This is a genomic window from Streptomyces sp. MUM 2J (assembly GCF_022414535.1).
Classification (GTDB): domain Bacteria; phylum Actinomycetota; class Actinomycetes; order Streptomycetales; family Streptomycetaceae; genus Streptomyces.
In genome coordinates this window covers 236187-258381 of sequence record NZ_JADWYM010000001.1, presented here as the reverse complement: position 1 = coordinate 258381, position 22195 = coordinate 236187, and the positions used below count along the sequence as shown (strand labels likewise).

Annotated in this window: 16 protein-coding genes; 7 read left to right on the top strand and 9 right to left on the bottom strand. The window is 72.7% G+C overall.

From position 1 onward, the window contains the following. Positions 1-4: 4 nt before the first annotated feature. The 6 genes from asnB to I3F54_RS00980 form a co-directional block, all read right to left on the bottom strand. Positions 5-1939, bottom strand: coding sequence for an asparagine synthase (glutamine-hydrolyzing) (asnB, locus tag I3F54_RS01005; RefSeq protein WP_240116565.1), 1935 nt, complete (start codon positions 1937-1939; stop codon positions 5-7). Between the two features lie 3 nt (positions 1940-1942). Next, positions 1943-3463 (bottom strand): Wzz/FepE/Etk N-terminal domain-containing protein, encoded by a 1521-nt coding sequence (locus I3F54_RS01000; RefSeq protein ID WP_240116563.1) that lies wholly within the window; start codon positions 3461-3463, stop codon positions 1943-1945. Then, entirely contained in the window at positions 3460-4857 is a 1398-nt protein-coding gene (locus I3F54_RS00995) for a Wzz/FepE/Etk N-terminal domain-containing protein (RefSeq protein ID WP_240116561.1), read from the bottom strand. The genes I3F54_RS01000 and I3F54_RS00995 overlap by 4 nt, the downstream gene beginning before the upstream one ends. Further along, entirely contained in the window at positions 4854-6119 is a 1266-nt protein-coding gene (locus tag I3F54_RS00990) for a glycosyltransferase family 4 protein (protein WP_240116560.1), read from the bottom strand. Before I3F54_RS00990 ends, I3F54_RS00995 begins: the two co-directional genes overlap by 4 nt. Next, positions 6109-7434 carry a nucleotide sugar dehydrogenase gene (locus tag I3F54_RS00985; RefSeq protein ID WP_240116559.1) on the bottom strand — a complete coding sequence of 442 codons (1326 nt, stop codon included), beginning with the start codon at positions 7432-7434 and terminating at the stop codon, positions 6109-6111. Before I3F54_RS00985 ends, I3F54_RS00990 begins: the two co-directional genes overlap by 11 nt. Positions 7435-7507: 73 nt before the next feature. Beyond that, positions 7508-8986, bottom strand: coding sequence for a sugar transferase (locus tag I3F54_RS00980; RefSeq protein WP_240116558.1), 1479 nt, complete (start codon positions 8984-8986; stop codon positions 7508-7510). A 393-nt stretch (positions 8987-9379) separates the two neighbouring features. On the opposite strand from I3F54_RS00980, the gene I3F54_RS00975 reads away from it, so the two are divergent. Beyond that, a complete protein-coding gene (locus I3F54_RS00975) occupies positions 9380-9556 on the top strand; it encodes a hypothetical protein (RefSeq protein ID WP_240116556.1) in 177 nt (58 codons plus the stop codon). Between the two features lie 379 nt (positions 9557-9935). On the opposite strand, the gene I3F54_RS00970 is transcribed toward I3F54_RS00975, so the two are convergent. Beyond that, the gene (locus I3F54_RS00970) at positions 9936-10439 is read right to left on the bottom strand and encodes an ATP-binding protein (RefSeq protein WP_240116553.1); all 504 of its coding nucleotides are present in this window, start codon (positions 10437-10439) and stop codon (positions 9936-9938) included. Positions 10440-10586: 147 nt separating this feature from the next. Here I3F54_RS00970 and I3F54_RS00965 point away from each other — a divergent pair, with 147 nt between their 5' ends. Both I3F54_RS00965 and I3F54_RS00960 read left to right on the top strand, forming a co-directional pair. Continuing rightward, entirely contained in the window at positions 10587-11459 is an 873-nt protein-coding gene (locus tag I3F54_RS00965) for a helix-turn-helix transcriptional regulator (protein WP_240116552.1), read from the top strand. Then, on the top strand, positions 11456-11647 hold the full coding sequence (locus I3F54_RS00960; protein ID WP_240116546.1) for a DUF397 domain-containing protein: 192 nt from the start codon (positions 11456-11458) through the stop codon (positions 11645-11647). The genes I3F54_RS00965 and I3F54_RS00960 overlap by 4 nt, the downstream gene beginning before the upstream one ends. 18 nt (positions 11648-11665) lie before the next feature. On the opposite strand, the gene I3F54_RS00955 is transcribed toward I3F54_RS00960, so the two are convergent. Both I3F54_RS00955 and I3F54_RS00950 read right to left on the bottom strand, forming a co-directional pair. Next, a complete protein-coding gene (locus I3F54_RS00955) occupies positions 11666-12712 on the bottom strand; it encodes an SPFH domain-containing protein (protein WP_240116545.1) in 1047 nt (348 codons plus the stop codon). 3 nt (positions 12713-12715) lie between these two features. After that, on the bottom strand, positions 12716-13147 hold the full coding sequence (locus I3F54_RS00950; RefSeq protein ID WP_240116544.1) for an NfeD family protein: 432 nt from the start codon (positions 13145-13147) through the stop codon (positions 12716-12718). A 548-nt stretch (positions 13148-13695) separates the two neighbouring features. Here I3F54_RS00950 and I3F54_RS00945 point away from each other — a divergent pair. Genes I3F54_RS00945 through I3F54_RS00930 form a run of 4 tightly spaced genes read left to right on the top strand, consistent with a single transcriptional unit; the run spans position 13696 to position 22065 of the window. Continuing rightward, on the top strand, positions 13696-15249 hold the full coding sequence (locus I3F54_RS00945; RefSeq protein WP_374205827.1) for a TIGR02677 family protein: 1554 nt from the start codon (positions 13696-13698) through the stop codon (positions 15247-15249). Further along, positions 15246-16637: a TIGR02678 family protein gene (locus I3F54_RS00940; protein WP_240116543.1), complete on the top strand. Its 1392-nt coding sequence runs from the start codon at positions 15246-15248 to the stop codon at positions 16635-16637. Before I3F54_RS00945 ends, I3F54_RS00940 begins: the two co-directional genes overlap by 4 nt. After that, positions 16634-20791 (top strand): TIGR02680 family protein, encoded by a 4158-nt coding sequence (locus I3F54_RS00935; protein ID WP_308372971.1) that lies wholly within the window; start codon positions 16634-16636, stop codon positions 20789-20791. Before I3F54_RS00940 ends, I3F54_RS00935 begins: the two co-directional genes overlap by 4 nt. Further along, on the top strand, positions 20788-22065 hold the full coding sequence (locus I3F54_RS00930; protein ID WP_240116541.1) for a TIGR02679 family protein: 1278 nt from the start codon (positions 20788-20790) through the stop codon (positions 22063-22065). Before I3F54_RS00935 ends, I3F54_RS00930 begins: the two co-directional genes overlap by 4 nt. Positions 22066-22195: the final 130 nt, after the last annotated feature.

The following is a 22195-nucleotide window of genomic DNA, read 5'->3' as shown; positions in this document are numbered from 1 at the left end:
GTCTCTACGCCGTCACGGTCGAGTTCTGGCCGGCCCCGGAGGTCGCCCCGCGGTACCAGTACTCGAGGGTCAGCACGTGCCACAGATGTTTGGAGAAGTCCCGCTGCCCGGCGGCGTCCTCGGCGACCATGCGCGCCAGCGCGTCGCGGCGCAGGAACCCGGAGCGGACGAGCACGCCGTCGTGCACCACCTCGTGCACCAGCGGTGCGAGATCCCGGCTCATCCAGGCCCGCAGCGGGGCGCTGAACAGGCCCTTGGGCCGGTACACGATCTCCCGGGGCAGGATCGAGCAGGCCGCCTCCTTGAGGACGGCCTTGCCCTGCCGTCCCACGATCTTGCGGTCACCGGGCACGGCGAACGCCGCCCTGACCACCTCGACGTCCACGTACGGCACCCGCACCTCGGTCGACGCGGCCATGCTCGACCGGTCCGTGTACGCGAGGTTCAGGCCCGGCAGGAACATCCGGGCGTCGCCCAGGCACATGCGGTTGACGAAGTCGTCGAGGTCGTTGTCCCGGTAGATGTCCGCGTGCTCGGTCAGCACGTCCTCGACCGTCCCGGCCAGGTCCGGATCGATCAGGGCGAGCAGCTCCTCCTGGTCGTACATGGTGTAGCTGCGCCGGAACGCGGTCTCCTCGGGCAGATCGGCGAAGGAGAGGAACCGCTTCGCGAAGCGCACCGACCGGTACCCCCGGCGGGCCGTGGCGACCGGCAGCCGGTCCACGGCCCGGGACAGGCCGTGCCGCAGGGGCCGCGGGACGCGCTGGTAGCGCAGCGCGATCAGGTTGGCCAGGTGCTTGCGGTAACCGGCGAACAACTCGTCGGCACCCATGCCCGAGAGCATCACCTTGACCCCGGCCTCCCGGGCGGCCGAGCAGATCAGGAACGTGTTGATCGCGGCGGGGTCGCCGATCGGCTCGTCCAGGTGGTACGTCATCTGCGGCAGCAGGTCGAGCACGTTCGGAGCGATCTCGATCTCCCGCAGGTCCACGCCGAACCGCTCGGCCACCCGCCGGGCGTACCGCAGGTCGTCCGGCATCGCCTCGAACTTGGCGTCCTCGGCACGGAACCCGATCGTGTAGGCGGAGATCCCGGGCTGGTGGCGGGCCGCCAGCGCGGTCAGGTAGCTGGAGTCGAGGCCGCCGGAGAGGAAGGTCGCCACGGGTACGTCGGAGAGCAGGTGACGCCGGGTCGACTCCTCGACGATGGCGGCGAGGTCCGGCTCCTCGCCGGCCCGGGCCCGCTCCCGGCCCTCGGCGGCGACGTCCTTCAGGTTCCAGTACCGGCCGCGCTCCACCCGGCCGTCGGGCCGGCACCTCAGCCAGCTCCCCGGGGGCAGCTTCTCCGCCTCGCGCAACGCGCACCGCGAGTCCGGCACCCAGTAGTACAGCAGCGAGGCGACCAGCGCCGCGGGGTCCACCTCCAGCGAACCGCCGGTCGCGCCGGCGAGCGCCTTGAGTTCGGAGGCGAACGCCAGCCCCCCGCCGCGCCGGAGCAGGAACAGCGGCTTGATGCCGAGCTGGTCGCGGGCGAGCACCAGGTCACCGGTTCGCTCGTCGAAGATCCCGAAGGCGAACATGCCGCGCAGTCGGGGCAGGCAGTCCGTGCCCCAGCGCCGCCAGGCCTCCAGCAGCACCTCGGTGTCGGAGGTACCGCGGAAGCGCACCCCGGCGGCCGCCAGCTCGGCGCGCAGCTCGGGCGCGTTGTACAGCTCGCCGTTGTACGTCAGGACGAGGCCGTCCGAGACCATCGGCTGGGCGCCGGTCTCGGACAGGTCGATGATGGCCAGCCGGCGGTGCCCGAGGTGCACTTCGCCGTCACCGGCGGGGTGGCTGTACCGGCCCGCCCCGTCCGGACCGCGGTGAGCGAGGGTATCGGTGAGCCGGTCGGTCACGGCCTTCCCGTCCGGCCACCGGTACGTGCCTGCGATGCCACACATGTCCTACCGCGCCTCCTGGTCGCTGTCCGGGATCCGTGCCGCCCACATCGGCAGCCGCTCCGTCCGCCGCCGGCCCGTCGCCTTCTGCCGGGCCAGCAGCTCGCTCTGGCCGCGCAGTGCGGTGTGCAGCCCGTCCCACAGCGTGCCGTCGGTCCGGTCACGCGGATCTGGGTCGATCAGCACCACGCCGATCACCGGAATGCGCTGGTCCGCGAGCTGTCGCGCCACGGTGTGCAGCCATGCGGCGCTGCCGTGCCCGGCACGAACGACCAGCACGGTCCGGGTGCCGAGGTACTGGAGGTCGGTCCACGCCGTGCCCGGCGCCACCGAGCCCACGCCGAGCCGGCGCTCCTGATGCGACCCGGACGCGGCATGCTCGCCGCCGACCACGTCCGGATCTCCCGGCCTCGGGCGGCGGTTGGCGAGTCGCTGGCCGGGCAGACCGTCGACGACGACCACTGGCTCCTCCGCGGCCAGTGCCCGGGCGACGTCCAGGGCGATCGCACTCGCGCTGCGCGCACAGCCCAGTTCCAGCAGCGACACCGGTTCCGCGGAGCCGCGCACGGTACGGGCCAGGGACGTGGTGAGTCGTGTCCGTTCCGCCCGGATCCGCCGGCGCTGCCACGGCCTGCCCGAGCCACGGGGCAGTTCCGCGATGACCGAGGCGCCGAGGTTCGCCGCGATCTCCCGGCGCAGTACGGGGCGGTCCGCCACCACCGCGCCGACCGCGGCCACCGCGAGCCCCAGGAAGAGCCCGAGGACGAGCCCGATCACGGCGTTGGTGGCAGCGGTCCTGGGCAGGGAGTGCCGCACCGCATGAGGTGCGTCAACGATCTGGGTGCCGGCGATGAGCTGCGGTGTGCCGACACGCGCCTCCGCGGCGCGCTGGCTGAAATCGGTGATCCGCGAGGTGAGTTCGGCCCGGCGGGCGAAGAGCGACTCCATGTTCGCCGACGCCTTCGGCCCGCTGTCCGGCGACGCGTCTCCGATCGCCTTGTTGACCTGGGTGAGTTCGTCCCGCATCCGGTTGCGCTGGTCGAGCAGGCTCTTGGCCTCGGCGTTCGCGGCTTCCTGTATCCGCCTCACATGGTCCGCGATGAACGCGTCGGCCAGGGCCTTGGCCCGGGCCACCGCTTCCGCGTCGCTGTCACCCGTCACACTGATCTGCAGCAGGTTGTTGGTCAGGCCGAGGCCCGCGTAGTCCTTCATGAAGTCCTCGGGTGTCTCCCGGGACTTCAGGGACTGCAGAGCCCTGTCGGCGATCCGCGTGGTGTGCAGCAGCGCGACGTCCGTGCGGATCAGCGTTCCGGGGTCGTTCGGCTGGTCCGCCTGGTGCGCGACCAGCACCTGGGTCACCGCGGTCGGCGGCGGTGGCAACAGGACCGCCACCGCCGCGCCGACGAGCAGCCCCAGCAGCGCCAGGGAGGACCAGAGGCGGCGCCGCCTCCGCACCGCCACCACCAGTGCCTGCAGGTCCAGCAGCGGAGCTGCGGCCGGCGACTCCGACGTCGTACTCGTCGTCACCCTGAACCTCCCGTGGCGTGGTCGCCGATCGCGAGCGCCGGCGTGGCGGCATCCCGAGGACGGTCGGGGGACCGCGTCGCAAGGGCCCGGACCGCGCCGGCGAGGACGACGCCGACGACCTCGTGCCCGGCGTCCGCGCACGCCTCGGCGATGCCGGTGAGTTCCCCCGCGGTCCAGCTGCCCGCGCTGAGCACGACCAGGGCACCGGACTCTTCGCCGCGGTCCGGCACCATCGGCTGGGACACGGGGACCCCCACCACCCGCAGCACGGGGTATCCCTTTTTCGCGGAGTCGGGGGAAGGGCCGCTTTCCGCCTCGGCGACGAGCAGCCCGGCGGCCCTGCGGGCGATCTCGTCGCCGTCCGGGACGACGACCAGCAGCCGCCGGGGCGTCGGCAGGTGGTCCCGGAGGCGGGCGCACACCCGCCGGTAGCGGATCTGCCTGCTGGCCTCGTCGCCGGACGTCTGCGGGGTCGGTGTGTCCCACCGGACGTCGACGCCCAGCAGCCGGCGGAGCCGGGCCCGCGGGCCACGGCCTTCCGGCCGGTGCGTGAGCTGTGCACCGGGTACGTCGACGGTGCCCAGCAGAGGCGAGCCCAGCGCCGCCGCGATCTCCGGTTCGGTGCGCAGCCGGCGACTCATCCGTGCGGCGGTGAGATGGCCGATGACCGCGAGCAGGAAGAACAGCAGCGCCCCGGTGACGATGAGCTGCATCCTCGTCGGCGGGGCCTCACCGGTCGGCCGGGCCGCCGTCCCCATGACGACCATGTTGGCCTTGTTCGCGGCCGGGTCGGCCTGGTCCAGCTTGTCCATGGCCTCCTGCAGCGTGGTGCGCAGTTTCTCCAGTTCGGTGCGGCCCTGCACGCTCTCCACGGTCCGCCCGGGGTCGGCCGCCTCGGCCAGCTCGGTGATGCGGCGGCTGGTCTGCACCACGATCTGCCGCAGCGCCTCGGGCCCCGAGGTCGTTTCGGGGTCCGTGGTGTCGCCCGCGATCCGCGCGGCGAACGCGACGAACTGCTGGGCCACCTGGTCGGAGAGCTTCTGCGCGCGCTCCGGGGTCTCGGCCGTGCCCGCGATCTTGATGATGTTCCCGTCCGTGGCCGTGGCGCTCACCCGGTCCCGCAGCTCTGTGCCGCCGACCCCGGACCAGCCGAGCGAGGCGGCCGCGCGGTCGAGCACCACCGAACTGGTCGCGATCTCCGCCTGGGTACGCAGCTCGCGCTCCTCCCACGCCCCCGGCAGCAGTACGGACGCCGACGTCGTGTAGCGCGGCGGAAACAGCAGCGAGGCGCCGAAGCCGACGAGCGCACCCACCACGGCGAGGACGGTGAGAAGCCGCCAGCGCCGGCGGATAATCCGCCCGATCGTGACCAGGCGTATCGTGTCATCGCTCAATGGAGCGGCCTCCTCCCCGCCCGGTTCGGCGTGTCCGCCGACACCGGAGCGCGGTCACGGCAGGCAGCGGCGTAGGCCGCGAGCAGCGATCGCTGGGAGTTGCGCCAGGAGAGCGGCCCACTGATCCGCTCCTGGCCGATCTTGCCCATCCGGGCCCGCTGTTCCGGATCGTCCAGCAGCAGCGCGATGAGCCGGGCGAACTCGGCCTCGTCGTTGGCGGGCGCGTAGACGGCGGCGTCACCGGCGGAGACCCGCGCCTCCCGGAGGTCGAACGAGACGATCGGCCGGCCCATCACCATGTACTCCAGGACCTTGTTCATGGTCGACACGTCGTTGAGCGGATTGTGCGGGTCGGGGGAGAGGCACACGTCAGCGGTGGACAGGTAGCGCACCAGGTCGGCGTCCGGAATGCGCCCGGTGAACTGCACGTGCTCCGAGAGCCCGAGCCGCCGCGACAGTTCCACCATCGCGTCGAAGGTGTCGCCGGCGCCGATGAACACCGCGTGCCAGTCGGTCCGCCCGAGCTCGTCGCGCAGCTTCGCCAGGGCGCGCAGGGCGTAGTCGACGCCGTCCTGCGGGCCCATGACGCCCAGGTAGCACAGCAGATGAGGCTTGCCGCGCTTCAGGTCCGGCTCGGCCGGTACGGGGTGGAACCGGTCGACGTCGGGGGCGCTGCGCACCACGAACACGTCCTCCGGCCGCCGGCGGCCACGGTGCACCGCGACGTCCCGGTAGCTCTCGTTCGTGGCGAGCACGACGTCCGCGGCCCGGTAGGTCCGCCGTTCCAGCGCGCACACGGCGCGGTAGAGCAGGTCCCGGCCGCGGTCGAACCGGGAGAGGTACAGCTCGGGTACCAGGTCGTGCTGGTCGAAGACGAATCGCGCACCGCGCCGCTTCAGCCACAGTGCCGGCAGGAACAGCAGGTCGGGCGGGTTGCAGGCGTGGACCACGTCGACCGGGCCGACCTTGCGGGCCAGCCGGACCGTGTGCCACAGAGCCGATCCGTACTCCCGCAGGTAGCCGGCGGGCCCCCCGGTGGCAGCGCGCAACGGGTAGCGGTGGATCCGCACTCCGTCGATCTCCGCCTCCGGCTCCGTGTCCCGCTTGGTGCCCTGGGGGCAGATGACGTGCACCTCCCAGCCCGCGTCGCGCAGCGTCGTGCACTCCTGCCACACGCGCCGGTCGAACGGCACCGAGAGGTTCTCCACCAGGATCAGCGCACGCCGGTCCGGCCGGTCGCCGCTGGTTGTGTTACCAAGCAAGGCCCATGTACCCCGGTTCTGTCTGGCGCGTTTCGGCGTCGGGAAGGCGGATGAGGTCGATGATCACCGGGCCGTCGCCGTGGGGCAGCGCCGACAGGACGGCCGGGTCCCTGGTCCCGGCCAGGCACACCTCGGCGTGTTCGAGCACCTCGTCGACGGAGTCCGCGAGGAGCTGCGCGAGGTGCGGCAGCCGGGTCTCGATGTACTCGCGGTTCGCCCCGAGCAGCCGGGAGAGACTCACGTTGGCGTCGTAGATCTTCAGGTCGTACCCCTTGCCGAAGAGTCTTTCCGCCAGCTCGACGAGCGGGCTCTCGCGGAGGTCGTCGGTGCCGGGTTTGAAGGACAACCCGAACAGGCCCACCCGGCGTTTGCCGGTGCGCTCGACCAGCTCCACCGCGCGCTGCAGATGGTCGGAGTTGGAGGGCAGCACATGGGCGAGGATGGGCACCGAGACGTCGGCCCGCTGCGCTGCGTGGACCAGGCTGCGCAGGTCCTTGGGCAGGCAGGAGCCACCGAAGGCGAAGCCGGGCCGCAGGTAGGCGGGGCTGATGTTCAGCTTGCGGTCGGCCAGGAACACGTCCATCACCTGGTGCGAGTCCACCCCGAGCGCCTGGCACACCGCGCCCAGCTCGTTCGCGAAGCCGATCTTGAGGCCGTGGAACGCGTTGTCCGCGTACTTGATCGCCTCGGCCGTCGGGACCGGCACCCGGAACACCTCACCGGGCAGGCCCTCGTACAGCGCCGTCACCACGTCGCCGCTTGCCGGGTCGAGTTCGCCGACGACGGTCTTGGGCGGATCGAAGAAGTCCCGCACGCTGGTGCCCTCGCGCAGGAACTCCGGGTTGACAGCGACCCCGACGTCCACCCCGGCCGTGCCGCCGAGGTGCTTCTCCAGGATCGGCACCAGCAGGTTCAGGCAGGTGCCCGGGAGCATGGTGCTGCGGAACACGACGGTGTGCCGCCCGCTGTCCCCGTCGCGATCCGCCAGGGCGGCGCCGATCTGTTCGGTGACCCGCTCCAAGTACGTGGTGCACAGGCTGCCGTTGGCCTCCGACGGCGTGCCCACGCAGACCAGCGACACATCGCTGGCCATGACCGCCTCGCGGACGTCGCGGGTGGCGCGCAGTGCTCCGGTCCGCACGACCTCGGCGATGAGTTCGCCGATGCGCTCCTCGACCACCGGGGCCCTGCCCTCGTTGACCAGGTCGACCTTGACCTGGTTCACGTCCACCCCGATGACTTCGTGACCCATGCCGGCCAGGCACGCGGCCGACACGCAGCCCACGTAGCCGAGTCCGAAAACGCTGACCCTCATGATCCGTTCCTCCCCCCAGGCAGGCCCTCTTGGCCTGCGGTTCGCGCACCGGCCGGACGACGACACCTGCGCATCAGTAGGCCCCCTGCCCGTAGAACACCGCACGCAGCGTCTTCCACAAGATCACTGTGTCCAGGGCGAGCGACCAGTCCTCCACGTACCGAAGGTCCAGCCGGACCGCCTCCTCCCATGGCAGGTCGCTGCGTCCGCTGATCTGCCACAGGCCGGTGAGTCCGGGCTTGACCAGCAGCCGGCGCCGGATGTCGGGGCCGTACGACGCGGACTCCTCCGGCAACGGAGGCCGCGGACCGACCAGAGACATCGATCCGGTGAGTACGTTGAACAACTGCGGGAGCTCGTCGATCGAGTACCGGCGCAGCACTGCCCCCACCCGGGTCACCCGCGGATCCCGGCGGAGCTTGAACAGCGGGCCGGCGCCCTCGTTGCGGTCGGCCAGCTCGGCACGTGCCCGGTCGGCCCCGGCGACCATGGTGCGGAACTTGAACATGGTGAACTCGCGGCCGTCCTTGCCGACTCTGCGCTGGCGGTAGAGCGCCCCACCCCGGCTGTCCAGCACCACGAGCAGCCCGACGAACAGCATCAGCGGCGCGAACAGCAGCAGCAGGAGCACCGCGCCCATCCGGTCGACGACCCCTTTGACCGCTCGGCGGCCCCCGGTGAACGTCGGCATGCTGACCCGCAGCAGCGGAATCCCGAGCACCGCGTCGATGTGCAGCCGCGGGCCGGCGACCTCCATCAGCACGGGGGCCACGACCATCTCGGCGTCGCTGCCTTCGAGGTTCCAGGCCAGCCGCTGCAGCCGGTCCGGTGACCAGTGCGGGTCCGGGGTGACCGCGACGACGCGGTAGCCGTCGTGGTGGACGTGTTTGGCGACGTCCGCCAGCCGGCCGACGACGGGCACGCCGTCCAGCAGGTCACCGTCGAGCCCCAGACCGTCCGTCGTGCACACCGCGTCCACCCGCCAGCCGAGGTGCGGGAACTTGCGGGTCCGGGCGATCAGGTCGCGCACGGTGCCTCTGCTCCCGGCGGCGAGCACCGGTCGCAGGCACTGTCCTTCCTTCCGCTGCTTGTGCAGCCAGAGGCGCAGCAGATACCGCGCGGTCATGGTGGTGAGCGCGATCGCGGGGATCGCGACGAAGATCCACAGCTTGATGTTGCGTGAGGTGAGAGCGATCCCGCCGAGCGCCAGTACGACGGTCGCCGTGAACAGTGAGCGTCCGAGCCGGCGGAATTCCTCGGCGCCCTGGCCGAGCACGGCCGGAGCCCACGACCGGCTCACCGCGAGCGTTCCCAGCACCAGCAGTTCGGTGCCGAACGCGAGGATCCCCCACTTCTCGTGCCAGTTGGCCGCGTCCCGGGCTCCGAAGAAGTTGCCGATCGCCGCCACCACGATGGCGGTGGCCACCGTGTCGCTGGTGATCACGATACGGCGGTAACGCTGCTCCCAGTCGATCGCGGGCTGGCCGACCGTCCCGTTCGCCAGACGCCCGCGCGTCGACGGGAACGCGCTGACTAGTCCTCCTTGCCTCACAGAACCCCCCCAGATCCAGTGGTTTGACGTGTTCGCCCAACACTGTTTCTCCGCCCGGGAGGCCCCCCTGTGCATGACATCCCGGCCGGTGCAGAACTATCTGGACAATCCAAGCTGGCGGCAGCGGACTCGCATGACCCGCCAGATTCCCGAGGTGTGCGGAACCCGTCGAAATCTCGGGTGCTCCCCGCACCCAAGGCCCCCTCCAGGGCTCCAGGAATTGATCACCCCCACGCCCGGCGCCGGGGACGCGACTACTTGCCTTCTGTGGCGCCGGACTCATAGATCATTTATTGATCGCCTCGCGTCCGAACAGGTGAAGCACGGTCAATCTAGACCATCGGGGCCATTATGTAGAGGGCGTGTGTGTAATTCGTGGTGAAGCTTTGAGACTTGATCAGCCACTCGGTGGCCACCTGCGGATGCCGTGAGGTCGCCGCGTGCTCCGGCAGCTCGTCCGGCCCCCGCGTCGCGGCATCCATGCTGGTCGGCGAGGTGCGGCGGGCCTTCTGCGGCGACCGGTCCGGCAACGGCGTCCCGCTGCCGGCGCACTGCGGCGTACCGCCGTAGGGGGTCTGACGTGGGCGGGGAGATCGCCCCGGACGGCGAGGTGTACGGCTTGATCGTGTCGGTGCTCGGCTGCATGCCGGAGGGTGAGCGCAACCACATCGAGTTCCGGGCACATGGCGTGGTGCCGACCCTGGTGTTGATAGGGCGCGGACAAGAGCAGCCGGTGCTCGAAGTGCGGGACAGGACCCATCGGCATTTGTTGGCGCCCGCCGACTTGCGGCGCCTGGCTGGAAAGGCGTGTGAAAAACGTCCTGAACTCGGGGTTTACCCCGCAGCGTTCAGTTGCGCGTCATCCCGCCGACACATCATGCGGAGTGCACGACGATTCCGGGGCCTTCACAAAACGCCCTGTGACCTGATGGTTTTCCGATTTCCTGGCTCACGTCACACGCAGTTCCGCCCAGACCACCTTGCCCGGGGCGCCCACGCGGGGGGTGACCTCCCAGCGGGTCGCCAGTTCCGTGACGATCAGCAGCCCCCGGCCGGACTCCGCGTCGCCGGGCGGTTCCCGGTCGGAGAGCAGGGGGACGCCTTCGGCCCGGGCGTCGGTGACCTCGACGCGCAGGGTGGTGGTGCCACGGGTGAGCCGGAGGCGGAAGTCCCGTCCGGCGACGTGCCCGTGCCGTACGGCGTTGGCGGTCAACTCGGCGGCGATCAGGGTGAGGGTGTCGTTGACGCGGCTGCCGTACGGGTGCCCCCACGCATCGAGGCGGTGGGAGACCAGCCTGCGGGCCAGACGCGCTCCGCGCGGGGAGGAGGTGAAGGCCATCGCGAACTCGGCACGGGGGCGGGCGGCACCGGCCCCGGTCCTGACCATGGATGCGTCCCCGGCTTCGGCCCGGGCTTCGTCGGGTCGCCGTGCGGGGGAAGTTCGGCTGTTCATGGGGTCCACGCTGTCGGTGTCGTCCTAGCGTGACCAGATATGGCGCGCACACGGAGAGTTGCTGTAGGCGTGCGGTACGCGGGTGTAGGCGGTACGGAGTGTGACGGTCGGCGCGGGGACGCGTTGACCGGGGGAGGTGGTACGGGGATGAGTGAGCCGACGGGACGCGTGGACGAGACGTCCGAGAGCGGCGACGGGGACGAGCTGCGGCCGGAACCGGACGCCGGCTCCGGTGTCCTGCGGGTCTTCGGGCGCCAGTTGAAGCGGTTCCGGGTGCGGACGGGCCTGGAGCGGTCCGAGTTCGGCTCCCTGACGGGATACTCGGTCTCCACCATCGCCGCGTACGAGCAGGGGCGCCGGGTGCCGCCACCGAGGTTCATCGACCAGGCCGACGAGGTGCTGGACGCGGGCGGGGTCCTCCGGGAGATGAAGGAGGAGGTGGCTCGGGCCCAGTATCCGGCGTTCTTCCGGGACGCGGCGCGGCTGGAGGGGGAGGCGGTCGAGTTGCACGTCTACGACACGCACCTCATCAACGGGCTGTTGCAGACGGAGGAGTATGCGCGGGCCGTGTTCACGATGCGGCGGCCGCTGTTGAGCGATGAGACGATCGAGGAGCGGGTCGCCGCACGTCTTGCGAGGCAGAGGATCTTCAGCCGTCTGCCCATGCCGACCCTCAGCTTCGTCATCGAACAGTCCGTGCTCACACGGCCTTTGGGCGGCACCTACGTGATGCGCGGACAACTGGAGCAACTCCTGCTGTGCGGGCAGCGGCGCAACGTCGAGATCCAGGTCATGCCGAATGCGCGTGATGAGCACGCCGGTCTGGCTGGTCCCTTCACCTTGATCGAGACGCAGGATGCGCGGAGGATCGCCTACGTGGAGGCCTACAAGCACAGCCGCCTCTACACGGACCGGGGCACTGTCCGCGAGCTTGAGGAGCAGTACGGTCTGCTAAGGGCACAAGCTCTCACGCCCCGTGAGTCGTTGGCGCTCATTGAGGAACTGCTGGGAGAGGCATGAACATCGACGTCGATGAAGTCGTTGCGTGGCGCACGAGCAGCTACAGCAGTGGTGAGGGCGGCCAGTGCGTCGAAGTCGCTGTGCTCCCGCACGTTGTTTGCGTGCGGGACTCCAAGGGCGTCGATCAACCCTTCATCCCCGTCGGGCCCGCCGCTTGGGCGGCATTCGTGGGCTTCGCGGCGCGGTAGGCGCCGGGTCTGCGCGGTTCATCCCTCGTCGGCGCGGGGGCCGCCTGCGACGGTGCCGGAGGCTTCGTCGGCCGCGGCGGCGTCGGCGACGGCCTCGGCGGCCGCCTCCGCGGCCCGCGCCGCGTCGTCGTCGGCGGCTTGGACGGCCTTGTCGCGCGGGGTCTCCCGGCGGGTGGCCGGCGACTGGGGCAGGACCTCGCTGAACGCGCGGGACACGCCGTCGAGCGCGGAGGTGACCTCGCTGGGGATCACCCAGAAGGTGTTGCCCGGGCCCTGGGCGAGCTGGGGCAGCATCTGCATGTACTGGTAGGCGAGGAGTTTGGGATCGGGGTCGTTGCGGTGCACGGCCTGGAAGACCTCGTCGATGGCCCGGGACTGTCCCTCGGCGGTGAGGATCGCCGCCGTGCGGTTGCCCTCCGCGCGCAGGACGGCGGCCTGCTTGTCACCTTCGGCGGTGAGAACCTGCGACTGGCGCTGCCCCTCCGCCCCGAGGATCGCGGCTCGCTTGTCCCGTTCGGCCCGCATCTGCTTCTCCATCGCGTCCTTGATCGACTGCGGGGGGTCGATGGCCTTGATCTCGACCCGGTTGACCCTCAGCCCCCACTTGCCGGTGGCCTCGTCGAGCACACCGCGGAGCTGGGTGTTGATGGAGTCACGTGAGGTGAGAGCCTTCTCCAGGTCCATCGAGCCCACCACGTTGCGCAACGTGGTGACGGTCAGCTGCTCGACCGCCTGCAGGTAGCTCGCGATCTCGTAGGCGGCGGCCCGTGGGTCGGTCACCTGGAAGTACAGGACCGAGTCGATCTCCACGACCAGGTTGTCCTCCGTGATCACCGGTTGCGGTCTGAACGACACGACCTGTTCTCGCAGGTCGATCACCGGATAGACGCGGTCGATGTAGGGGATGACGACGTTGAGGCCCGGGGTCAGGGTGCGGTGGTAGCGGCCGAGCCGTTCGACGTTGCGGGCGCGGGCCTGGGGCACGATGCGTACCGCCCGCAGCACGGTGAAGACCGCGAGGAGCGCCACGATCAGGGCGGCGACGAGGACGGCCGAGAATTCCATGGTTCACTCCCGGGGGTACACGAGGGCGGTGGCCCCACTGATCTCTATGACGTCGACCGTTGCTCCGGGAGGAATCACCAGCGCCTCGTCGTAGGCGCGGGCTGTCCATTCCTCGCCGCCGATGCGGACCCTGCCGCTCGTCCCCGTCACCTCCGTCACCACGTAGGCGCTCTTGCCGACCAGCGCCTCCACGCCGAACCGCGCCGTCGGAGGCCGCATGGTGCGGCGCAGCACGACCGGTCGGACGAACAGCACGGCGCCGGCGGAGACGACCGTGAACACGAGGAACTGGAGGGGCGCCGGTAGCCCGGCCGCAGCGAAACCCGCCGTGAGCAGTGCGGCTCCGCCCAGAAGTCCCAGCGCGGCGGTGAGCGTGAAGATCTCCGCCACGGCCAGCACGGCGGCGACGATGAGCCAGATCAGCCAGTAGTCCATCGCCCCTCCTGCCGCGCGCGGTGTGTGAGCGGCGGCTGATGCTCTGTGTGTGATGCGTGCCAGGCGCGCCAGCTCGGACCGATTCCTATGAAGGATCTACCCCCTCAAAATGTAAGAAATCGGATTCGATGGGGGCGGTCCGCCTGCGGAACCGGATCGTTCCTTCGTCGTCGCGGAGTGTCACTGCATCCGGTCACGGGGCGTGCGCCCGCTTTCACGGCGGGTTCTCCGCGCGGGGGCGGAGAACACCCTGCGCGCGGGCCGGCGGAGCGCCGGCTGTCAGACCCGGTGCCACCGCGCACACCAGGAGCAAGACGCTCTCCGAGCGTGCCGCGTGGGACATCCCGACCTCGGCCGGGCACCGGGCGGGCGGAACCTGCTGCGCAGCTCCTCGCCGGCGGGCCGGGCGACGGGTCCGGCGGCAGAGCCGTGTGATCCGCAGACCGGGGTGCACACCCCGCTTCCGGGACACGGTCCCGTGATGCCGCTTCCGCCGTTTACGGTGGAGCCCGGGATGCCGCCGGAGCGGCGGGGGAGGGGCGACGGGCGTGCGCAGGGTTCCACCGGAGATGTTCCGTTTCACGACGGGGGAGAGGGCCGACCTGTACGGGGCGGTGCTGGACGCCTTCGGCGCGGCCGGCGAGCACCTGGAGACGGCACTGGGCCTCGACGCGGTACGCCGGCGACTGCGCGGGGCGGGCTGGGTGGCGGCGGTCGAGGACGCCGAACTGCACGATGCGCTCGCGAGGCTCGTGCAGTGGGAACTGCTGGACGTCGTGCACAACCACGCCGAGAACTACCGCACCGCCGAGGAGTACGAGCGCCGCAACCTGCAGTACTCCCTCACCCGCCGCGGCGAGGCCGCGCTCGCGGGCGTACGGCACGCGCTGGAGGTGCTCGCCTCCACGGGTGCGCTGCAGACCGCCGTGCTGGAGGCGATCGCCGACCGGCTCGACGAGTTGTGCCTGCTGTCCGGCGAGCCCGCCGCGGCCGACCGCCGTATCTACACGACACTCCGGGAGCTGGAGGGACACCTGGACGCGCTGGTGGAGAACACCAAGGCGTTCAACGGCGAACTGCAACGCCTCCTGCGGGCCGAGGGCGCGGACCCGGAGGTCTTCCGCGAGGTGAAGGCCGCCACCGTCGCCTACCTCCAGGAGTTCCTGGTCAACCTCGACCGGCGCGGGCAGGCGGTCGGCGCCGCCGTGGCCCGGGTGGAGGAGCGGGGCGCCGCCGGTCTGCGCGAGCGAGCGCTGCGTGGGGCCGAGCTGCCCCCGGTCGCGGGTGCGGATCCCGCGGCCGCCTGGCTGGAGAGCAGGCGGGCACGCTGGGCGGGTCTGCGGGCGTGGTTCCTGCCGGACGACGGGGCACGGCCCCGGATCGAGCAACTGCACGACATCGCCCGGCGCGCCATCGTCTCGCTCCTGCAAGTCCTGGAGCGGATCAACGAGTCACGGCGCCGATCCTCCAGCGCCGTTCAGGACTTCCGGGAACTGGCGCGCTGGTTCGCCGCGGCGCCCGGGGAGGAGGACCTGCACCGGCTGTGGTCGGCGGCCTTCGGCCTCGGCCCGGCGCGGCACGCCCACCTCGCCCACCCCGATCCGGAGCTGATCCCGTCGTCCCGCTCCTGGTCCGACGCCCCGCCGGTGGCGGTGTCGGCGCTGTTGCGGACCAGCGGACGCACGGAGCGCTTCACCCGCACGGCCAGAGTGCGGGACGTCACGGCCGTCCGGGCGGAGCGCGCCGAGCGGGCCCGGGCCGAGCGGGCGGAACTCGCGCGCGCCTGGCGGGTGCTGGAGACCGACGGACCCGTGCGCCTGTCCTCCTTCGGAGTGCTGGACCCCGCGGTCTTCGACCGGCTGCTGGACCTGCTGGGCCGTGCCCTCACCGCCCGGCCGGACACGGGCGGCCTGCGCCGCGCCGTGACGGGGGACGGCCGGGTGGAGATCGTGCTGTCCCCGCCCCCCGACGGGGACACCGCCGTCCTGCGCACCGCCGAGGGCGCGCTGGCCGGACCGGACTACGTCGTCCGCATCACGGCGGCCGGCGGAACGAGCACCGCCCCGGCCCTCCGTGCCGCGCCCAGGGAGGCCGCCGGATGAGCACCCTCGCCAACCAGCTGGCCGCTGCGGAGAGGGAAGAGGTGGCGCGGGCCGTCAGGCTCCTGCTGGCCCGCCCGCTGCTGACCGAGGCCGCCGACCCGGCCGGCTTCGAACTGGTGCGGCGCCGGCGCGAGCCCCTGGCCCGGTGGTTCGACTACACCTGCGGCTGGACCCTGGTCGTGGAGCCCCGCCGCGGCTACGCCCGGCTCGCCAAGGTCCGCGCCGAGCCCGACGCCTCCCGCCCGGCTCGCAGGGCCCGTGCCGGCCGGGCCCCGTTCGACCGCCGGCGGTACGTGCTGCTGTGCGTGACCGCGGCCGAGCTGCTGTCGCTGCCGATGACGACCATCGGCATGCTCGCCGACCGCGTCGTCCGGGCCACCGCGGGCGACGGGGCGCTGACCGCGTTCGACCCCGTCCAGCGGGCGGAGCGGACGGCCTTCGTCGACATACTCAAGCTCCTGGAGTCGTACGACGTCCTGCGCGCGGTGGACGGGACGACCGATGCGTACGTCGCCTCCGCCGAGGCCAAGGTCCTGTACCGCGTCGACACCACGCTGCTGATGCGGCTGCCCGCCGCGCCCGTCGGCGCCTCCCGGCTCGCCGTGCCCCCGGACGAGGTGCCCGCGCGGTTCGGGGAACTCCTCACCGCGCTGACGCGGGAGCGCCGCTACGGCGGTGCGTCCGGCGACGAGCCGCGCGGCGAGACCGCCGCCACGGACGCCCAGCGCAATCTCAGGCTGCGCCACTCGGTACTGCGCCGGCTCTTCGACGACCCCGTGCTCTACCGGACCGACCTCGCCGGGGACGAGCTGGCGTACGTCACCTCGCTGACCGGACGGCAGATCCTGCGGCGCTCGGTCGAGCAGGCCGGCTTCCTCCTGGAGGAACGCGCCGAGGGATTCCTGCTCGTGGACCCGGACGGCATCGCCACCGACGTCCGCTTCCCCGACGACACGTCCACCGCCCGGGTCGCCGCCCTGCTCCTGCTGGAGCCGCTGTGCGCCGCGCCCGCCGGATTGCTGCCCGAGCAACTCGCCGAGGCCGGGGCGGAGCTGCTGCGCCGGTTCCCGCGCTGGGCCAGGGCGTACCAGTCCGAGGACGGTGCGGCCCGGCTGTCCGACGACGCCGTGCGGGTCCTGCGGGACACCGGCCTCGCCCGCACGGCCGGGGGCCGTGTCGTCGCCCGCCCGGCCGCGTACCGCTACCGCCTCACCGAGACGACCGGTGCGGACGCGGGGGACGCCCCCGTGCGGGGGGCGGGGGCGGGCGCGGTGGACGCCCCTGTGCAGGAGACGCGCGCGGACGTGACGGACGCCCCCGTGCACGAGCGGGCCGTAGGGCCCGGCGAGACCTCCGGGCGTGCCCCGGAGTTAGGAGAACATCGGTGAGCGTGACGGAGCTTCCCCTCCCGCGGCGACCGGAGCCCACCGACCGGGCGGACGCACGGGCGACGGCGGGAGACGCCGCCCCGGGCCGCTGGCAGCCGCACCGCGCGGGCATCCTCAACGTCTGGCGGTACTACGACGAGACCTTCACCTTCCACGAGGGCCGTCTGCTGCTGCGCGGCCAGAACGGCTCGGGCAAGTCCAAGGCCCTGGAACTGCTGCTGCCCTTCCTCTTCGACGCGAGCCTCCGCCCCAACCGGCTGTCCACCTTCGGTGGTTCGGAACGCACCATGCACTGGAACCTGCTGGGCGAGGGCGCCTCGGGCAAGACCCGCGTCGGCTACGTGTGGATGGAGTTCCGCCGCGTCGGCGACGACGGCACCGAGCGGTGGTTCGGCTGCGGCGCGCGCCTGCAGGCGAGCGTGCACACCAGCACGGTCCACGCCGACTACTTCACCACCGGCACCCGGATCGCCCACCCCGACGGCGTCCTCCTCGTCAACGAGGCGGGACAGCCCCTGACCCGGGCCGCGCTCGCCGAGGTCCTCGGCGAGCGCGGCGACGTGCACGCCTCGGCCGCCGACCATCGCACGGCCGTCCGACGCGAACTCTTCGCCGGCATGGGGGAGCAACGCTACGAGTCGCTCCTGTCCGCCCTGCTGCAACTGCGCCAGCCCAAACTGTCCGAACGGCTCGACCCCTCCCTGCTCTCCACCCTGTTGTCGCGTGCACTGCCCCCCTTGGGCGAGGGAGAGATCGCCGAACTCGCCGAGGGGTTCGAGCGGTTGGACCGCCAACGGGAACACCTCGGACGGCTCGACGGCGAGGTCGCGGCCGCCGAGACCGTCGCGTCCCGGCAGCGCGGCTACGCGCGGCGGGTCCTGCGCGCCGCCTCCGCCGCCCTGATCTCGGCGACCACCGATGTGGACAACCTCACCCGCGTCGCCCGCCACAGCGCCGAGGCACTCGAACAGGACCTGGCCCGGCGAGAGTCGGCGCAAGCACTGCGCGAGGAACAGGAGGGGCGCGCGCACGCCCTGGAGGAGACCGTCGAGGGCCTGCGCGAGAGCGACGCGTACCGGCAGGGAGCGGAACTCGACCGGCTGCGGCGCCGCGTGGAGGACGCGGCCGCCGCCGCAGGGCGGCAGGGCACCCTGGCCCTGGCCGCCCGCGACGAGGCGGACCGGGACGGGGGACACGCCGAGGAGGCCGCGAAGCGGGCCCGCGCCCTCGGCGAACACGCGCGCGAAGCCGCCGACGAGGCCCTGCGGTCGGCCCGTGCCGCGGGCATGGAGTCCCTCCGGCACGAGATCGGAACCGCCCTCGACGCGGACCTCGCGGTGACGCCCCACGAGGGCCCGGGGCAGGAAGCGAGCGATCGTCGCCCCGGCACCTCCACCATCCCCCGCACGGTGGACGGGACCGGGGCCCGGCAGGCCCGCCGGCTACTGCGTGGCGCGGTCACCGCGCGGCGGCAGCAGGTCGGTCTCGTCACCGGGGCGGTCGACGAGCACGATCGCGCCGTGCGCGACCGCGGCGCCGCCGAGGACCTGCTGGACCAGGCCCGTACCCGGCTCGCGGAGGCGATCGCCGGGCGGGACGAGGCGTCCGACGCCTGGGACGACGCGCTTGCCGCACACGCGGAACACCTGCTCGCCTGGGCCGAGGGGTGTGTGGAACTCCGCATCCCCGACCCAGCGGAACTCATGGCCCGGGCCGCGGCCGAGGCCGAGGTGACGGCTCTGGTCGAGGCCGCCGCACGCCCGCTGGAACAGGAGATCGGTACGGCCGAGGCCGCCGCCCGCGCCGCCCGCCAGGACCTGGTGGACGAGCGGGGAAGGCTGGAGCAGAAGATCCGCGGACTCAGCGGCGAGGGCGATCTCCCGCCCGTGCCCCCGCCCACCCGGACCACCGTCCGCACGGCGACCGCGGGAGCACCCCTGTGGCGGCTCGTCACCTTCCGGGACGAGGTCCCGCCCGCCGTCCGCGCCGCGGTTGAGGCGGCACTGGAGGCGTCCGGCCTCCTGGACGCCTGGGTCAGCCCCTACGACGGGATCTCGCTGCCGGGCCACGACACCCGCGCCGAGGCCGGACTCGCCGTGGCCACCTCCGGTCCCAGCCTGCTGGAGGTGCTGATGCCCGAGGAGGACATCCCCGTCCCGCCCGACACGGTGACCCGCATCCTCGCCGGGATCGCCTACGGCGCCACCCTGCCCTCCGGTCACCCCGCCGCCGTCTCCGCCGACGGCGCCTGGCGCCTCGCGCTCGCCACCGGCACCTGGAGCAAGCCGGAACCGGCCCACATCGGCGCCCTGGCACGACAGCGGGCCCGGCACCGCCTGATCGGTGACCTGACCGACCGCATCGGTGGGACGAACGCGGCCCTCGCCGCACTCGACGACCGGCTCCGCACACTCCATGCCCGCCGCGCCCGGCTCGACGCCGACCGCGGCGCCCGCCCCGACCACCGGCCGCTCGACGCCCGACGGCGGGACCGGGACCGGGCCGAGGCGGCGGTGGCCGCCCGCGACGACGCCGTACGCGACGCCGCCGGGCGGCTGGCACGGCACGAGGACGAGGTGACGGCAGCACTGCGCACGCTCAGCCGCCTGGCCGCGGAACACGGGCTGCCGACCGACCGCGACCGGCTGCGGGAACTCTCCGCCCAGGTCGACCGGTTCCGCGACACCGCCGACACCTGGGTGGACACCCACCTCACGGCCGCCACCGCCGCCGACCGGGCCCACCGGACGGCCGCGCAGGCGGAGCGCTCGCGCAGGTCCGCCGGCGAGCAGGCCGAGGCCGCGGCCGCCGCCGAAGCGGAGGCGGCGGGGCTGACGGCACGTCTGGAGGCGGCGGAGGCCACCGTCGGCGAGGACTACCGGCAGATCGTCGCCCGCGTCGCCGCGGCCCGGGCCGAACTGCGGGGCTGCCGGGAGGAGGCCGCTCGGGCGGCCGACCTCCTGCTGGGCCTGGAGGGCCGCATCGGGGAACTGCGGGCCACCAGCGCCCAGGACGCCGAACTCCGGGAACGGGCCGTCGCGGCCCGCGACGGCGCGGCGCACCGCTTCCGGCACCTGTGCCGGGTCGGGCTCGCACAGGACGCCGGCATCGCACCGGAACCGGACGCGGGGGAGGGCACCAGGGCCACCCTGGAGGCAGCCCGAGCCACGGCGGCCCAGTGGCCCGGCGTCCCGCACGCCCCCCGCAACCTGGGCGACGCCGCGACCCGCCTCTCCGAAGCGGTCCACGAGGCCCGCCGGCGGGTCGGCGCCCGCGCCGACCTGGACCTGGAACCCGACGACGACATCCAGCTGTTCACCGCGACCCTGGACGGCGTACGCGTGGGGGCCACCGGCCTGCTCGACACGCTCACCCGGGAACGCGACCGCAGCCGGGACGACATCACCGGCACCGAGCGGCGTCTCTTCGACCAGATCCTCACCGGCGACATCCGCCGCCACCTCGCGGCCCGCATCCGCCAGGCCGGCGAACTCGTCGACCGGATGAACGGGCACCTGGAGCGGGTCCGTACCGCCTCCAACGTCGCCGTCCAGCTCGTCTGGGACGTTCGCCCGGACCTTCCGGACACCACCCGCACCGCCCGTCAGCTGCTGCTGAAGGACCCCGGCCGGGTCACCGAGTCCGACCGGGACGCCCTGCACGCGTTCTTCCGCACCCGGATCGAGGAGGCGAAGGGCAGCGGCACCGCCGCGAGCTGGGAGGAACAGCTCGGCGAGGTGCTCGACTACACCGCCTGGCACCGCTTCACCGTCCGCCTGGACCGGGCGAACGGCACCGGATGGCAGCCGCTGACCAAGAAGCTGCACGGTGCGCTCTCCGGCGGGGAGAAGGCCATCGCCCTGCACCTGCCGCTGTTCGCCGCCGTCGCCGCGCACTACGAGGCCGTGCCCCTGGCGCCCCGGCCGATCCTGCTGGACGAGGTCTTCGTCGGCGTCGACACCGTCAACCGCGGACAGGTCTTCGCCCTGCTCACCGCACTCGACCTGGACCTCGTGGTCACCTCCGACCACGAATGGTGCACCTACGGGGAGCTGCCCGGCATCGCCGTCCACCAGCTCCTCACCGACGGGCACGACGACGCGGTCACCAGCGCCCGATTCGTCTGGACCGGCAGCGATCTGGAGGCGGGATGACCGGCCCCGGGCGGCGCCGGGGCGAGGACAGTCTGCGCCGTCCCGAACTCCGGCCGCTGTGGCACGCGGTCCACGACCGCCTCTCCTCCGGTCGCCGCGTCTCCCGGGTGCGCCTCGGACCGCTGGACGACGCCGAACGCGAGGCCCTCGCCGACCTGCTCGGTCTGGACCGGCTGCCGGAGGCCCGGCCCACCGTCGCCATGCTCCGGCTGGAGGAAGCCGTGACCGAGCTGTCCGGTCGTACCGTGCGGGAAACCGTCACCGCGCTCGTCGGTCCGCTCGGGGACCGCGCGGCCGACCGGCGCCGCCGGGAGTCCGACCGCGCCGATCTGTGGACCTGGCTCGACGGCCACGCCATCGTGCGGGCCCAGCCGGCCCTCTCCGACTGGGCCGCCTCCTGCCGGGCAGCCGGCCCGGTGGGGGGCTCGGTGGAACACACGCGATCCCTGCTCACCGACGCGCTCACGGTGCTCGCCGAACTGCCCGCCCCGGCGGAACCACTGCCCGTCTTCGCCGCCCGGGTCCTCGACGGCCATGCACACGCGCTCGACGACGGCACCCCTGTGTCCGGCCTCGTCCTGCGTGCCCTGGCGGCCCTGCACGACACCGACCCGCCGCGGTCGGCGGCCGACCGGCGGGCCCTGTGGGCGCGTGCCGGTGTCGCCGCCGACGACCTGTCCGCCACCGTTCTCGTCGGTGGACTGCGCCCGCTGGGCGACGGCCCGCTCGCGCGCGTGGCGCGCGTCTGTGCCGAGGCCGGACAGGCCACCTGCCTGACCCTCGCCCAACTGCGCGCCCCGGGCGAGTTCGCCCTCGCCGCCGATCCGGTACCCGTCGTCGTGCACGCCGTGGAGAACCCCAGCGTCCTGGCTCTCGCGGTACGCCGGTTCGGCCCGGACTGCCCGCCTCTCGTGTGCACCTCGGGGTGGCCCAACAGCGCGGTGATCGGGCTGCTGCGCATGCTCGCGGAGCACGGCGCAGCCCTCCGCCACCACGGCGACTTCGACGGCGAAGGGATCCGCATCGCCGCGTACATCATGGACAGGACGCCGGCGCGACCCTGGCGCATGACCGCCGCCGACTACCGGACGGCGGTCGCCCGCAACCCGCACGGTCCCAGCGCCGGCCGCATCACCGAGGCACCGTGGGACGCGGAGTTGGCCGGGGCCATGGCCGAGCACGGCTCCGCCGTCGTCGAGGAACTGGTGGCCGAGGTGCTCCTGGACGACCTCGCCGGCGCCGTCGCGCGGCAGGGCCGCACCGGCGGGTCGTGACGTCAGGCCGTCGACCTCCCACCCCCGGGGCCCGGCCGGGGCGACGACCGGCACGGTGCTCGGCTTGTCGAAGTCCCGTGCACAGCGCCGAGCGGCCTGGGACGCCGCCCAAGAGGGCCGTTGCGGTGGA

Bases quoted from the DNA above. Each gene is read 5' to 3' on its own strand.
- asnB (WP_240116565.1), bottom strand. From the start codon at position 1,939: ATGTGTGGCATCGCAGGCACGTACCGGTGGCCGGACGGGAAGGCCGTG.
- I3F54_RS00985 (WP_240116559.1), bottom strand. From the start codon at position 7,434: ATGAGGGTCAGCGTTTTCGGACTCGGCTACGTGGGCTGCGTGTCGGCC.
- I3F54_RS00970 (WP_240116553.1), bottom strand. From the start codon at position 10,439: ATGAACAGCCGAACTTCCCCCGCACGGCGACCCGACGAAGCCCGGGCC.
- I3F54_RS00965 (WP_240116552.1), top strand. From the start codon at position 10,587: ATGAGTGAGCCGACGGGACGCGTGGACGAGACGTCCGAGAGCGGCGAC.
- I3F54_RS00960 (WP_240116546.1), top strand. From the start codon at position 11,456: ATGAACATCGACGTCGATGAAGTCGTTGCGTGGCGCACGAGCAGCTAC.
- I3F54_RS00955 (WP_240116545.1), bottom strand. From the start codon at position 12,712: ATGGAATTCTCGGCCGTCCTCGTCGCCGCCCTGATCGTGGCGCTCCTC.
- I3F54_RS00950 (WP_240116544.1), bottom strand. From the start codon at position 13,147: ATGGACTACTGGCTGATCTGGCTCATCGTCGCCGCCGTGCTGGCCGTG.
- I3F54_RS00940 (WP_240116543.1), top strand. From the start codon at position 15,246: ATGAGCACCCTCGCCAACCAGCTGGCCGCTGCGGAGAGGGAAGAGGTG.
- I3F54_RS00930 (WP_240116541.1), top strand. From the start codon at position 20,788: ATGACCGGCCCCGGGCGGCGCCGGGGCGAGGACAGTCTGCGCCGTCCC.